The organism is Jiangella muralis, assembly GCF_001270745.1.
GTDB lineage: Bacteria > Actinomycetota > Actinomycetes > Jiangellales > Jiangellaceae > Jiangella > Jiangella muralis.
In genome coordinates this window covers 31,513-45,881 of sequence record NZ_LFXL01000039.1, presented here as the reverse complement: position 1 = coordinate 45,881, position 14,369 = coordinate 31,513, and the positions used below count along the sequence as shown (strand labels likewise).

General features: G+C 69.8%; 10 protein-coding genes. 8 read left to right on the top strand and 2 right to left on the bottom strand.

Translation table 11 applies throughout. The features are described 5' to 3' along the window. Positions 1-3: 3 nt before the first annotated feature. Both ACW62_RS27535 and ACW62_RS27530 read right to left on the bottom strand, forming a co-directional pair. Positions 4-1,404, bottom strand: a complete 1,401-nt coding sequence (locus tag ACW62_RS27535; RefSeq protein WP_053207327.1) for a hypothetical protein — start codon at positions 1,402-1,404, stop codon at positions 4-6. Beyond that, positions 1,401-2,156, bottom strand: coding sequence for an IclR family transcriptional regulator (locus ACW62_RS27530; RefSeq protein ID WP_083460228.1), 756 nt, complete (start codon positions 2,154-2,156; stop codon positions 1,401-1,403). Before ACW62_RS27530 ends, ACW62_RS27535 begins: the two co-directional genes overlap by 4 nt. 85 nt (positions 2,157-2,241) lie before the next feature. On the opposite strand from ACW62_RS27530, the gene ACW62_RS27525 reads away from it, so the two are divergent. The 8 genes from ACW62_RS27525 (at position 2,242) to ACW62_RS27490 (ending at position 14,335) form a co-directional block, all read left to right on the top strand. Next, positions 2,242-2,868: a YesL family protein gene (locus ACW62_RS27525; protein ID WP_053207325.1), complete on the top strand. Its 627-nt coding sequence runs from the start codon at positions 2,242-2,244 to the stop codon at positions 2,866-2,868. Between the two features lie 131 nt (positions 2,869-2,999). Further along, complete coding sequence (locus ACW62_RS27520) at positions 3,000-3,860, top strand: ABC transporter permease (protein WP_053207372.1); 861 nt, start codon at positions 3,000-3,002, stop codon at positions 3,858-3,860. After that, positions 3,854-4,711: a carbohydrate ABC transporter permease gene (locus ACW62_RS27515; RefSeq protein ID WP_053207324.1), complete on the top strand. Its 858-nt coding sequence runs from the start codon at positions 3,854-3,856 to the stop codon at positions 4,709-4,711. Before ACW62_RS27520 ends, ACW62_RS27515 begins: the two co-directional genes overlap by 7 nt. 43 nt (positions 4,712-4,754) lie before the next feature. Next, the gene (locus tag ACW62_RS27510) at positions 4,755-6,260 is read left to right on the top strand and encodes an extracellular solute-binding protein (protein ID WP_053207323.1); all 1,506 of its coding nucleotides are present in this window, start codon (positions 4,755-4,757) and stop codon (positions 6,258-6,260) included. Between the two features lie 65 nt (positions 6,261-6,325). Next, entirely contained in the window at positions 6,326-9,469 is a 3,144-nt protein-coding gene (locus ACW62_RS27505; RefSeq protein WP_053207322.1) for a golvesin C-terminal-like domain-containing protein, read from the top strand. Continuing rightward, complete coding sequence (locus tag ACW62_RS27500; protein ID WP_083460227.1) at positions 9,466-11,826, top strand: golvesin C-terminal-like domain-containing protein; 2,361 nt, start codon at positions 9,466-9,468, stop codon at positions 11,824-11,826. The genes ACW62_RS27505 and ACW62_RS27500 overlap by 4 nt, the downstream gene beginning before the upstream one ends. Beyond that, on the top strand, positions 11,826-12,866 hold the full coding sequence (locus ACW62_RS27495; protein WP_053207320.1) for an SGNH/GDSL hydrolase family protein: 1,041 nt from the start codon (positions 11,826-11,828) through the stop codon (positions 12,864-12,866). Before ACW62_RS27500 ends, ACW62_RS27495 begins: the two co-directional genes overlap by 1 nt. Beyond that, positions 12,863-14,335 carry a sulfatase family protein gene (locus tag ACW62_RS27490; protein ID WP_053207319.1) on the top strand — a complete coding sequence of 491 codons (1,473 nt, stop codon included), beginning with the start codon at positions 12,863-12,865 and terminating at the stop codon, positions 14,333-14,335. Before ACW62_RS27495 ends, ACW62_RS27490 begins: the two co-directional genes overlap by 4 nt. The last annotated feature ends 34 nt before the right edge of the window (positions 14,336-14,369 follow it).

Sequence of the window (14,369 nt, the reverse complement as noted above, 5' to 3'; positions counted from 1 at the left end):
CGATCAGTTGTAGAAGAACTGCGCGCTGGCCTGGGTGTCGACGTCGCTGACCAGCCGGATCCAGTGCGCGCCGAACCCTGGCGGGAACGCGTGGTGCGTCGACGCTCCCGCCTCGACGGTGAGCGTCGTGTACCGCGAGAACCGCCCGTGGCCGTGGAAGTCGACCTCGAGGGTGAAGTTCGCGGTGCGGTCGCCCTGGTTCTCGATGTGCAGCGACTTCTGGTCGAACCCGGTCATCAGGTACGGGTCGGACGGCTGACCGGCCTCAACGGCGGAGAGCCACCAGGGACCGCCCCAGCCGGACGGCTTGCCGAACTGCCACAGGTCGTCGGTCTTGCCGAACCAGAGCCCCGACTGCGGTTCGGCCGTGGTCGGGTTCAGCCCGTGGCTGGGCGAGGCGTTGTCGCCGCCGAGCACGAGCATCCCGCGCCAGGAGCAGAAGTCGGCCAGCGCCGAGAGGTGGGTCGAGATCGGCCGCACGCCCCAGATCCGGCCGCCGTACGCCCACGGCGACAGCTCGTAGAACATTCCGTGGTGGTCCATGAGTAGGCGCTCGTGCTCGACCTCGCGGATGCGCGGCCACTCGGTCTGCCACTTGTGGTCGAAGCAGTGCGACGCCTTCGGCAGCCGGTACGTGGTCCACGTGCCGTCGGCCTCGGTGAACACCTCGAGGATGGCCGAGGCCTGGTCCCAGCCGGTGGCGAAGATCGTGCCGCCGAACTCGTGCCGGCCACTGATGGTGGTGAAGGGCTTGCGCTGCAGGATGCGCCACGCGGTGCCGTCGAACTCGGCCAGCCGGCCCTCGGCCTGCTCACCGGCCCAGTCCGGCTCGTGGTACTCGTTCGAGCAGACCACCAGCCGGCCGAAGCTCGTGTAACAGTCCTTGTAGTGGATCTCTCCGCGGACGCCGGCGGTGCCGAGCTCGACGTTGAGGTCGGCGACCTGGCGGCACTCGAGGGTGTGCACGTTCAGCTCGAACAGCTCACCTTCCATGCACAGCACGTAGACCAGGTTGTCCGGGTCGCTCAGGTGTCGCGACGTGCCGCACACCCGCAACGGCTGCAGCTCCGGCACGGTCCGGATCTTGTGCTCGGTGTCGATCACGTGTGGGCCGATGACCAGCTGGTTCGACGGGTAGTGCACGAACCGGTTCGTGTAGGTGCCGTCGACGCCCAGGGTTTCCGGGACGATCTCCATCGACAGGTCGGAGTCGATCCGGCGCAGGCTCACCCCGCGTCCGCTGGCCTCCTGGTGTGAGTTGTAGTTCTGCACGTAAAGGGAGCCGGCCCACGGCATCAGCGCGCCGACGCCGATCTCCGAGCGTGGCGGGCCCAGCTCGGCCACCTGCGCGAGGTGCGGGAAGATGCCGGAGACCTGGGTATGGCCGGACGTGCGTGTGGTCACTGCTGCTCCTTCTGGACGATCTGGTCGGCGACGTCGTGCAGTGCTCCCAGCAGTTCGTCGATCTGGTGATCGCCGAACCGGCCGGAAACACCGATCCCGGCGTCGGGCTGGTCGCCCAGTCCGACGGCGAGCGTTCGGTTGGGACTTCCGGGGATGGGTGCCAGTGCCCATCCGTCGGCACGGATGCGTGCCAGGCGGGCGAGCAGGCCGTTCGTGCCGTCGAGGTCCGGAACGACCTCTTCCGGCGGGATCGTGCGCTCGAGCCTGACCGGCGGGTCGGCATAGAGGGCGCGGACCTCGTCCTCGGTGCGATGGGCGAGCAGGATCAGGCCGATGCCGGAGGACGCGGCGGGGTAGAGGCGTTCGTGCCCGAGTCCGTGCGAGGCCGGATGCGACGGGTGTCCGTGGAACAGATACGCGGTCTTGTCCCGCCACAGCACGCCGAGCGCCACCACATGGCCGAAGGCGTAGAGCGACTCCATCGGCCCGATGGCTCGGCGCAGTAGCCCCGAGCCGAACAGGCTCTGTGCCGCGAGCACGTGAATGGCCGGGCCCGGCCGGTATTTCCGGCGCTCGTCCTGCTCGGCCAGGCCGAGAGCGGCGAGCGTCTTGAGCAGGCGATTGACCCTGGTGATCTCGAGTCCGAGCAGGCGCGCCATCTCACGCGATCCGATCGGAGCCTCGCTGGACGCCAGAGTCTGGAGGCAGGCCAGCCCGTCGATCAAGGACTGGTTGGGTTGCGCTGGGAGCATGTTGCTATGTTAGCATCGCCGCGCCGATAGCAAGGAGATCGGTGAAGGACTCGACGACGAGTCTCCCCGCGGAAGGGCAGGTGCGATGGCATCGACGGACGCGAACGTGCTCGAAGGCCGGTGGTACGCGGCTCTGCAGCGATTCAGCGACACCGTGCTGCTCAGCGCCGTGTGGGCGATCGCCTGTCTGCCGGTGGTCACCGCCGGGCCGGCCACGGCGGCGATGTTCGCGGTCGTGCGCGGCTGGGAGGCGGGCCGCGACGTCCCGGCCGTCCCGGCGTTCGCTCGCTACTTCCGGGAGAACCTGCGGCAGGGCCTGATCAGCGGCCTGGCCGGCGTCGCGGTGGCGTCGTTGCTGTTCGCCGACCTCGTGATCGCCGGAGCGCTGGCCCCGCCGATCGCGTCCACGCTCGGTGCGATCGCGGCCATCGCCGTCGTCGTCGTCGTGGCGACCTCGGTCTACCTCTTCCCGTTGATGGTGACGTACGACCTGCCGCTGCGCCGGCTGGTGCGATCGGCCCTGATGTTCGCCATCGGCAAGCCCGCGACCACCCTGGCGTGCCTGGCCGTGATCGCTGCCGCCTGCGCGGCGACCTATGTGTTCCCGTTGACGCCGGTGCTGGCGGGGAGCCTCGTGGCCGGAGCCGTGTACCGCTGGTCCATGCGTGCGGTCGCCGCGACGACCGTGCGGTCCGGGGTGCCGGCGTCGTGAGCGCCCAGGCCACCGCCACCGTCGACCAGAGCGCCTCGCAGCGCCGGCGCCGCACGACGGGCGGCGGCACCCCCACGCGCTGGGAGCGGTTCAGGAGGTCGCGCTTCTGGAGGTACCGCGCGCTCTACCTCATGATGGCGCCGGCGCTCATCTGGTTCGTCGTCTACCGCTATGCCCCGATGGCCGGACTGGTCATCGCGTTCAAGGACTACAACCTCGGCCTCGGGATCATGGACAGCCCGTGGGCGGACCCGTGGTTCAAGTACTTCCGCCAGTTCTACGAGTCGCCGTACTTCGGCCAGCTGCTCACGAACACCGCGCTGATCTCGGTCTACAAGATCTTCTGGGGCACGGTTCCCTCGATCTTCCTGGCGCTCCTTCTCTACGAATGCCGGCTGACGTGGATGCGCCGGTGGGTGCAGACGCTGAGCTACATGCCGCACTTCCTGTCGTGGGTGATCATCTTCGGGATCGCGTTGGCGTTCCTGTCGCCGAGCACCGGCCTGGTGAATCGCTGGCTGGACGGCGTGGACCTCGGCCCGATCGCCTTCCTCACGTCGACCGACTGGTTCCGGTCCGTCCTGGTCGGGACCGACATGTGGAAGGACCTGGGGTGGGGCGCCATCATCTATTTCGCCGCGATGATGGGGATCGACCAGGAGCACTATGAGGCGGCGCGCGTCGACGGAGCGGGCCGCCTGCGGCAGATCTGGCACATCACGCTGCCCGGCATCCGGTCGGTCATCATCCTGCTGTTCGTTCTCAAGCTCGGGCAGATCCTGGAAGCGGGATTCGAGCACGTCTACGTGTTCTACAACCCGCAGGTGTATCCGGTGGGCGACATCATCGACACCTGGGTCTTCCGGACCGGCCTGGAAGACCTCAACTTCTCCTTGGCCGCGGCCGTGGGCATGTTCAAGTCCGTGATCGGGCTGGGACTCGTCCTGATCGCCAATCGGCTGGCTCGACGATGGGATGGCCAGCTGTGGTGACGTCCAGAGAGGATCGCATCGTCAACGGCGGCGTCAACATCGCGCTGATCCTGGTCGCGGTGGTGTCGGTCTTCCCGCTGATGTTCGTGGTGTCCGCGTCGTTGACGCCGTACAGCGAGATCCTCCGCAACGGCGGGTATGTGGTGATCCCGCGCGAGTTCACCTTCGACGCCTACCGGAGCCTGTTCGCCGAGCCGGCGATTCCCCGGGCGCTGGGTGTCACGGCGTTCATCACCATCGTGGGGACCGCGCTCAACATGGTGCTCACCATGCTCCTGGCCTATCCGCTGTCGATCAGGAACCTGCCGGGCCGCGGGTTCATCCTGTTCGCGGTCCTGTTCACCATGCTGTTCAACGCCGGAATGATCCCGACCTTCCTCGTGGTCCAGGCGACGGGGCTGGTCGACTCGATCTGGTCGCTGATCATCCCCAACGCCGTGTGGGTGTTCAACCTCCTGGTGATGAAGACGTTCTTCGAACGGCTGCCGCAGGAGTTGTTCGAATCGGCGCGCATCGACGGCGCGGGTGAGTTCCGCATTCTCGTCCGGATCGTGCTGCCGCTCTCGGTGCCGGTGCTCCTGACGCTCACGCTGTTCTACGGCGTCGGTCACTGGAACGAATTCATGCAGGCGATCCTGTACATCCGCGATGACAGCCTCTACCCGCTGCAGGTCGTGATCCACAACCTGCTCGCGAGGGCGCAGTCCTCCCAGAACCTCGAGGCCGCGGTCCCCACCGTGACGCTGCAGATGGCGGCGATCGTCGTGGCGGCCGCCCCGATGATCGCCGTCTACCCGTTCATCCAGAAGCACTTCCAGAAGGGCGTCACCCTCGGCTCCGTCAAGGGCTGACCCACCGCCGGCACCGAGCGTGCCCTACTTCATCGGAGGACTCATGACCAGGGCTGTTCGACGAGTTCCGCTGCTCCTCATCATCGCCGCGGCGCCACTGGCGTCGTGCGGTTCCGACGACGGCGACGGCTCGGGCGGCGGCGGTATCGCGTCGCTGCGCATCAGCGTGCAGGCGGCCGATCCGGTACCGGACGACGACCCGATCAAGGCGGCGCTCGACGAGGAGGTCGGGGTCGACCTCGACATGATCACGACCGCCGCCGCCGAGTACTACACCCAGCTCTCCGCGGACTCGGCGGCCGGCAACCTCTCCGACCTCTTCCAGGTCGACCGGCCGCGACTGGAGCAACTGGCCGAACAGGGCCTGCTCCTGGACATCTCCGACTACCTGGACGACGAGCTGGCCGCCTACACCGACGCCGTCGAGCCCGACCTCCGGGCGCTGGGCAACATCGACGGCACGGACTACGGCGTCGTGACGCCGTCGGGCTACAACTACAGCTCCTACTGGATCCGCAAGGACTGGTTGGACAACCTCGGGCTCGAGGTGCCCGAGACCACCGACGACTTCTTCGACGTCGCGGTCGCCTTCGCTCAGGACGACCCCGACGGCAACGGCCATGACGACACCTATGGCCTCACCGGCGGCAACAGCGGCGGCCTGTGGAATCCCCTGTGGGCGGCGTTCGGCTCCGGTGGGATCGGCCCGGCGTACGGCGAACGCGGCGGCGCCTTCTACCTGGACGGCTCCGAGCTGGTCAACGGGTTCTACGACCCTGACACCGTCGACGCACTGGAGTACTTCCGCAGCCTGGTGGAGAGTGGCGCGGTCGATCCGGACTTCATGACCCAGGACGACGCCCAGGCGCAGGAGCGCGCGATGCAGGGCATGGCCGGCATCATGAACACCACCTGGCCGAACATGACCAAGCCGGAGTTCGTCGACCAGTACAAGACGGTGCAGCCCGACGCCGAATGGATCCAGATCAACCCTCCGTCCGGACCCGGCGGCGAGGGCGCGTACCCGTGGGACAACACGGCCACCCGGATGTACGGCATTCCGCGCACCCTGGAGAACGAGCCGGAGAAGCTGGAGAAACTGTTCGAGCTGATCGCGTACTCGACCACCGAGGAGGGCCGGCGGCTCACCTCGTTCGGCATCGAGGGCGAGCACTACAACCTCGACGGTGACACCGTCGTGCCGACCGACCTGCTCGACAGCGACGGCGGGTACTTCTGGATCTACCAGTTCACCGGTCGCGACGAAGCCGAGTACATGCGCGTGAAGTTCGCCGACGACATCGATGTGATCGAGTTCGCGGAGAACCAGCCGAAGCTGCAGACGTACAACAGCCTGGTCCTGGCGCCCGAGGGCTACAACCCGGCCGACGCCGGGCGGTTCGCCCAGGAGGGGATCATCGCCTTCGTCACCGGCCAGCGACCGCTGGACGAGTACGACGCCTTCCTCGAAACCCTGTCGAGCCAGTTCGGCCTCCAGCAGTTCGTCGACAGCGGGATCGACCAGTTGACCGAGCTCGGCATCTCCTGAGCCGACCGCTTCGCCCCTACCGGAAAGGGCGTGCGTCAGCATGCCCGCACGATGGGAGATCCGCCATGGAACACCAGCCGCTTCCTCCTGCCATCAGCCGTCGCCGGTTCCTCACCTACTCGGCCGCCGCCGCGACGACCCTCGTCTTCGCGAAGAACCTCCCCACCGCGCACGCCGCGGCGGTCGTCGACGTCGTCGTCGACAACCCGCAGGCCGAGCTCCTGCCCGCCGGTTCGTGGCCGACGTCGAGCTATGCGAACGGCTTCTACGGGACGAACTATGCGAACTCCGCATGGAGCTCGTCGTCGACGGCCGTCGCCCGCTGGACGCCGGAGCTTCCGTCGCCCGGCGAGTACGTCGTCCAGCTGTGGCTGCCCGACGGTGACCGGAACCGGTCCACCGCCGCCGTCTACCGCGTCCACCATGCGGGGCAGGTGACGACGCTCGAGCTGGATCAGACGATCGGTGGTGGCTACTGGCGCGGCTCGACCGGGCCGTTGACGTTCGCCGCCGACGGCTCGGAGTACGTGGAGTTGGTGGTGGCGGACGCCCGGCCGCCGGTGGTGCACGTCAACGCCGATGCCGCCCGGTTCGTGGAACCGTACGTTCCCGCGGTGCCGGCCGACGTCGCGGCCACCTGGGTCGTCGGCGGTGGCATCGAGGTCGCGTGGGAGATCGCCGCCGAGGCCGACTACTACGTCGTGCGGCGCAGCATCACACCCACCGGGCCGCTCGAGGTCGTGGCCGGCCTCGTGCTCGGCGGGTCGTATCTCGACGAGGACACCGGCACCGGTGACTTCACCTACACGGTGGCCGCCGCCGGACCCGGTGGCGAAGGCGCGCAGTCGGCGCGGGTGGACGTCCAGCGCCCAGCGCCGCCCGGCGAGGCGCCCGGCACGCCGGTCGCGACGGCCGGCAACCAGCAGGTCACCCTGACCTGGCAACCCGTGGAGCGGGCGAGTCACTACGTCGTGCGCCGCCACGAGTCCGGTGGCACGTCCGTCGTGGTGGCCGATCGGGTCGTGCGCACCACGTTCACGGTCGTCCGGCTGGAGAACGGGGTCGACGCCCACTTCACCGTGACGGCCGCCAACGCCGGCGGGGAGGGACCCGCGACGAACCCGCTGGTCGCCCGGCCGGCCGGGCCGCCGCTGCTCACGCCGCACGGGCTCGTGGCGACGGCGGCGGCCGGCGCCGTGCACCTCGCCTGGCATCCGACCGACGACGCTGAGACCTACCAGGTCCAACGGGCCGTCGGGGTCGGACGCCGGGCCCTGGCGTTCACGACGGTCGCCGAGACCACCGAGCCGTCATACATCGACCGCGACGTGGAGCCCGGATTCGTCCACCACTACGTCGTGCGCGCCGCGGGACCCGACGGTGCGGCGGTGCGCGCGTCGTACCAGGCCTCGGCCGTCCCCGGGACCAGCATCGAGCTCGTCATCGACCACGCGGACGCTGAGTTCACCGGCGAGTGGACCGCGTCCGCGATCATGCCCGGGTACCGGGGGCACGACGCGATGGTCGCCCAGCCCGGGGCGGACGCCGTGGCCACGTTCACCCCGGCGCCCGGCACGAGCGGCGAGTTCAGCGTCTGGGTCTGGTTCCCCCACGGTGCCGCCGACGCCGCGAGCAGCGCCCCCTTCACCGTGGCGCACGCCGGCGGCGAGGACACCATCACCGTCGACCAGCGCGGCGCCGGATGCCACTGGGTCAGGCTGGGCGACGGGCTGTTCACTATCGACGCGTCGGCGGGGCACCACGTGCGGCTCGCGAGCTCCGCCGGCGGGTATGTCGTCGCCGACGCGGTCCGGCTGCTGCCGGCGGCCGAGACCTCCGCCGCCGGCTACCGCGTCGACTGGACCGATCCCCAGCAGCTCATCGAGGGCATCGGGGTGGAGATCCTCTACGACTGCCTCCAGCCGGGTGGCCAGCTGGCGTGCACCATCGAGCGGGTCCCGCAGTCGCTGACCGACTCCGAGCGGCAGCGGTGGTACGACGAGATGCTCACCGGGTTCCGGCACATCCGCCTGGCCATGGGGCTGTACCTGCGAGGCACCGACGACGAGGGCCGGCAGATCCTCGATGCCTACCCGGGGCAGATCGACGACATCGCCGAGTCGGCGCAGCGCTCCGGTGCCACGGTGACCCCGACCTACTGGTCCCCGCCGCCGTACTTCAAATCCACCGGCAGCCTGCTAGGTGGGCAGCTCGCCGCGGACGACCCGTCCTTCCTCGGCGACCTGGCCGACGCGATGTCCGCGGACATCGACACGTTGAAGGCGCGCGGCGTGCCCGTAGGTGCCTGGTCGCTGCAGAACGAGCCGCAGAACCGCCCGCCGAACCAGTCCGCCGGCCCGTACTCGATGTGCTACTACGCGCCGCCGGACTACGTCACCACGTTCAATGCCGTCGCCCCGCGGATCCGCTCGGACCACCCGGAGCTGCACATCTTCGGCCCGGACAGTGGGCACAGCCATACCTGGATCGACGAGATCACCCCCGACGCCGAGGCGTCGAGCCTCATGGAGTCCTGGTCGTGGCACAACGGCGGCATCTCGCACCATCCCGAGGCGCTGATCGAGCCGGGGGGCACCTGGCGGAACCTGGGTGACCGGCCGCTGGTCAACACCGAGTACTCCTATTCGGGCGACGACGGGGCGGACTTCGTCAACACGGCGAAGAACATCCTGTTCCACTTCCTCTACTACGGATCGCCGACCTGGTACTGGCTGCACGCGCTGCAGCCGACGAACTCCAACTTCGGCGAGACCCGCGCGCTCGGGGTGTGGCGGCCGGAGACCGACGACTCTGTCGGCGGCGAGTACGGCCACCTCGAGGTCGGCCACTGGGACTACGTCGGGATCAACTGGCATCCCATCGCCGGCTTCGTGAAGCTGATGCCGCACGACGCCGTGCGGTACTCCGTCCTGGGCGACGTCGCCGCCGACCCCGATCACAAGGTCATGGCGTTCGAGGCGCCGGACGGCAGCCGCGGGGTCGTCGTCCTCAACGGGGCCGCCGAACCGGCGGAGATCTCGATCGACGTCGGAGCGCCGGACCGCCTCGTCGGCCACGGCTTCTCGCGCGAGCAGCGCTTCACCGACCTCGGAACGGCGTCGGGACCGACCCTCACCTGCGCACTGGCGCCGGAGAGTCTCCAGTTCTGGGTGACCGCCCGGCCCGCACATCGACGGAGGAACTCATGATGCGGCACCGGATGATCGCGTTGCTCACGATGTCCGGCCTCCTGGCCGCCGGGCTCTCGACCGCGACCGCGGCGGACGAGCCGGCCGGCGCCGCACAGCAGTCCAGCGTCGTGGTCGACAACACCGAAGCGGCCCTGACCCCGGCCGATGCGTGGAGCCGGTCGTCGTCCCTCCCCGCCTACTACGGCGCCAACTATTCGCACGCGCGGCCCGGTCCGGCCGAGCCGGTCGCGCGGTGGCAACCGCAGCTCCCCGGTGCCGGCGACTACGCCATCGCGGTGTGGCTGCCGCACGGCAACGACCAGCGATCGCCGGCGGTGACCTACCGGGTCCACCACGCGGGCCAGGTGACCACGTTCGAGGTCGATCAGCAGCAGGCCGGAGGCTACTGGCAGCGGGGACCCAACTCGCTGCCCTTCGACGGCAGCGGCGACGAGTACGTCGAACTGGTGGTGAACGACGCCGTCGCGTCGGGCTCGTCGCAGACCTACGTCATCGCCGACGCCGTCCGCTTCAGCGATCCCGCCGATCCGCCGCAGCCGCCGGGCGTCCCCACCGGCCTGACGGTCACGCAGGAGTACGGGTTCGCGACCGTGGCCTGGGACCCGGTCGAGACGGCGAACGAGTACCAGATCGAACGCACACCCATGGACGGCGACCAGCCGGACGGCCCGGGAGCGGTCGTCGGCCGATGGCTGCCGGACCGTCACGTCGGCGCCGACGGCGAACCGGCCGGCGTCACGACCTTCGCCGACTCCGGCTTCGCCCTGGGCGAGCGCTACCGCTGGCGGGTGCGCGCCGTCACCGACGGCGTCGCCGGAGAGTGGTCGGCGCCGGTCGACGGTGAGACCGAGGCCGTGACGGCGCCGCCGGAGTTGCAGACGGGGTTCGAACGCAGCAACGCGGCGTCGTGGACCTCCCACGCGGAGGAGATGGGTGTCCTGGAGTCGATCGCGGCCGGAAGCGACCGGGTGCGCCTGGAGACGATCGGCGAGACCTACGAGGGACGGCCGATCCACCTCGCCGTCGTCGGCGACGGGGGAGCGGACAAGCCGTCGATCCTCATCAGCTGCACGGTGCACGGGGCCGAACGGTCCGGGCGCGAGGCGTGCCTGATCCTGCTCCGCGAGCTGGCGTACTCGGACGACCCGTGGGTCACCGCCGTGCTCGACCGCACGACCGTCCTGATCAACCCGACCGCCAATCCCGACGGCCAGGCCGTCGGGCGGCGGACGAACGCGGCGGATCAGGACCTCAATCGGGATAACCTGCCCCTGCGGCACCCGGAGTCGTTCGCCCTGGCCGAGGTGATCCGCGACCACCGGCCCGACCTCGTCGTCGACGCACACGAAGCGCCGGCCGGTGCGGACACCGCGCCGATGTGGCCGCGCAGCCTGAACGTCGACGAGCCGCTGTGGCGGCTGAGCCAGGACGACCTGACGCTCGGCTGGCATTTCACCGCCGGTCACGCGGCCGGCTGGTCGCTCCTTCCCTACGACGGCTGGGGCTACGACAACTGGGAGAACTGGCTGCACAACGTCGCCGGCCTGAAGAACGCCATGGGGCAGTTGCTCGAGACTCCGAGCGGCTCGTCGGTGACCCGGCCGGAAGCACCGACCAACTCGCCGCCGAACCTGCGGCGGCGCGTCTACACGCAGCTGTGGTCGTTCCACACCCTTCTCGACTACCACCACGAGAACCTCGAAGCGATCCGGGCGGCCATCACCGCCGCCGAAACGCGGCAGGAGGCGAACGACGGACCCGTCTACCTCGACGGAGCCTACGAGCCGCCGTTCCACCCGCCGCGGAACGAGCGGAACACCGTGTCGCTGGACCCGCCGCCGTGCGGCTATCGCCTGACGGACGAGCAGCTCGCCCTCCGCGAGAACGGCACCCTCATCGGGGAGCGGGCCGGGGAGGAGTGGACGTCGCACACCGTCGGCGAGCGTCTCGCCGCCCATGGCGTCGAGGTCGAGGAGATCGGCGGCGGGTTCGCGCAGGTGTTGCTCGGCCAGCGGATGCGGGCCGTCATCCCCTTCCTGCTGGATCCGGACCTGGACACCGCGGTGCGTCCGGTCGGCACTCCCAACCTCGGGATGGTCGACGCCGTCCGGCTGGACGATCGCCGCGCGACCGTCGTGGTGGGCGGCGCCGACACCGGGGTGCCGAACCAGATCGATGAGGTCGGCTGCTCGATCAACGACCTCATCGCCGACGAGCAGGTCTGGCCGAGCCAGGGCGCCTTCGTCCGCCACGTCGACGACGTCCTCAGCGGCCTCGTCGACGACGGAACCATCGACGACCGGCAGGCGGGCGGCATCACGCGGGCTGCGGCCACCTCGGGCGTGGGTCGCTGATGGGAGACGAACTGACCTGGTACGACGTCTCCGAGTGGGGCGTCGAGGGCCGGGCCTGGGACGACACCGCGTCCTACTACGACCGGTTCCCGGCCAGGGCACGGGAGACCGTGCCGGAGCCGGTCTGGCTGCTCAGCCGTGAGTCGGCGGGCCTGCTCGCCCGGTTCAGCACCGACTCGCCCGTCGTGCGGGTCCGCTACACGCTCGGGGACGAGCGCATCACCAGGGCGACGATGGCCGCCACCGGCTCCAGCGGCGTCGACCTGTACGCCCGCGACGACACCGGGCGGGACCGGTGGGTGGCCACGGCCCGACCGGAGATTCCGTGGCTGACCGGTCTCACGGTGGACTACGGCCTGGTGTCGGATCTCGCACCGGGAGCGCACGACTACACGCTGCACCTGCCGCTGCGCAACCAGGTCCTGCGCCTGGAGCTCGGGGTGGCGGCCGACGCGACGTTCACCCCGGTGGCGCCGCGCACCGACAAGCCGATCGTGTTCTACGGAACGTCGATCATGCATGGGTCCTGCGCGTCCCGGCCGGGGATGGCGATCACGGCACAGGTCGGCCGCCGCCTGGGGGTGCCGACGGTCAACCTCGGATTCGCGGCCTCGGGGCGCATGGATGCACCGGTCGTGGAGCTCCTGGCCGAGCTCGACCCCGTCGTGTACGTGATCGACTGCCTGCCCAACATGAATGCGGCGCAGGTGGCCGAGCGCACCGAGCCACTGGTGCGCACGTTGCGAGAAGCGCGGCCCGGGACGCCCATCGTGCTGGTCGAGGACCGCACCCTCCAGCGGGCCTGGCTGTCGCCGGTGACGCGGGACCAGCACGATGTGCGCCGGCAGGCCCTCCGCGACGCGTTCCGGCGGTTCCGTCAGGACGGGGTCGAGCACCTGCGCTACCTGGAGGGCGACGATCTGCTGGGCGACGACGGCGAGGCCACCACCGACGGGTCACACCCCAGCGACCTGGGGATGGTCCGCTACGCCGACGCCTACGAGCGGGCGCTGCGTCCGCTGGTCCGGGAGGCGACATGACCCACCGTCCGACGCGTCCGCCGAACCTCGTGATCTTCAACCCGGACCAATGGCGCGGGGACGTCCTCGGCCACGCGGGAAACCCGGCCGCGGTGACACCGACGCTCGATCGGCTGGCCGCCGAGGACGCCGTTTCTTTCACCGGCGCCTTCGCCCAGAACCCGGTGTGCACACCGTCGCGGTGCTCGTTCATGACCGGCTGGTATCCGCATGTGCGCGGGCATCGCACCATGCATCACATGCTGCAGCCCGACGAGCCGAACCTGCTCCGGTCGCTGCGCGACGCGGGCTACTTCGTCTGGTGGGGCGGCAAGAACGACCTCGTCCCGGCCCAGAACGGCTTCGACGACTACTGCGACGTCAAGCACGCCGTGCCGCCGGACACCCTGCCGATGTTCGGCCCGCGGCGGGACCCGGCGAGCACGCCCGACCTCTACGGCTTCCACGTCGGCAGGCTCGACGTCCCCGACGGGCACTCGTACCCGGACAGCGACTGGGCGCACGTCCAGGCGGCGATCGACCTCATCACGTCCTGGGACCGGGACCAGCCGTTCTGCGTCTACCTGCCGTTGACGTATCCGCACCCGCCGTACGCCGTCGAGGACCCGTGGTTCTCCATGATCGATCGCGCCGCGATGCCGGACCGGCGTCCGGAGCCGGAGTGGGCCGGCAAGCCGAGCATCCTCTCAGGTATCCGCGACCGGCAGCGGCTCGAGGCCTGGAGCGACGATCAGTGGACCGAACTGCGGGCCACCTACTACGGCATGTGCGCCCGGGTCGATCACCAGCTGGGGCTGGTCCTCGACGCGCTGCGCCGCGCCGGCAGCTACGACGACACAGCCGTGTTCGTCTTTCCCGATCACGGGGACTTCACCGGTGACTACGGGCTGGTGGAGAAGACCCAGAACACGTTCGAGGACTGCCTGACCCGCGTGCCGCTGGTGATCAAGCCGCCGAGGTCGACACCGGTGCGGCCCGGCATCGCCGACGCCCTCGTCGAGCTGGTCGACGTGCCGGCGACGATCGAGGATCTGGTCGGGTTGACGCCCGAGCACACCCATTTCGGCCGGTCGCTGGTTCCGCTCCTCACCGGCGCGGCTGACGACCACCGGGACGCGGTGTTCAGCGAAGGCGGCCGGCTCGCCGGCGAGGAGCAGGCGATGGAGTTGCAGAGCACCCCGCCGGGCGGCCGGCCGGAGGACAGCCGGTACTGGCCCCGGCTCGAGCTCCAACGTGGCCCCGGTCCGGAACACACCAAGGCCGTCATGTGCCGGACCCGGGACCACAAGTACGTCCGCAGGCTCTACGAGAAGGACGAGCTCTACGACCTCCGCGCCGACCCGGGAGAACTGGTCAACCGGATCGACGATCCCGGCCTCGCCCAGGTGCGGGCGGAGCTCGGGGATCGCCTGCTCACCTGGTTCCACGAGACGTGCGACGTCGTTCCGCACCGCGCCGACCGGCGCTAGGGGCACTCTCCCGGGATGCCCGGATGCTGGACGC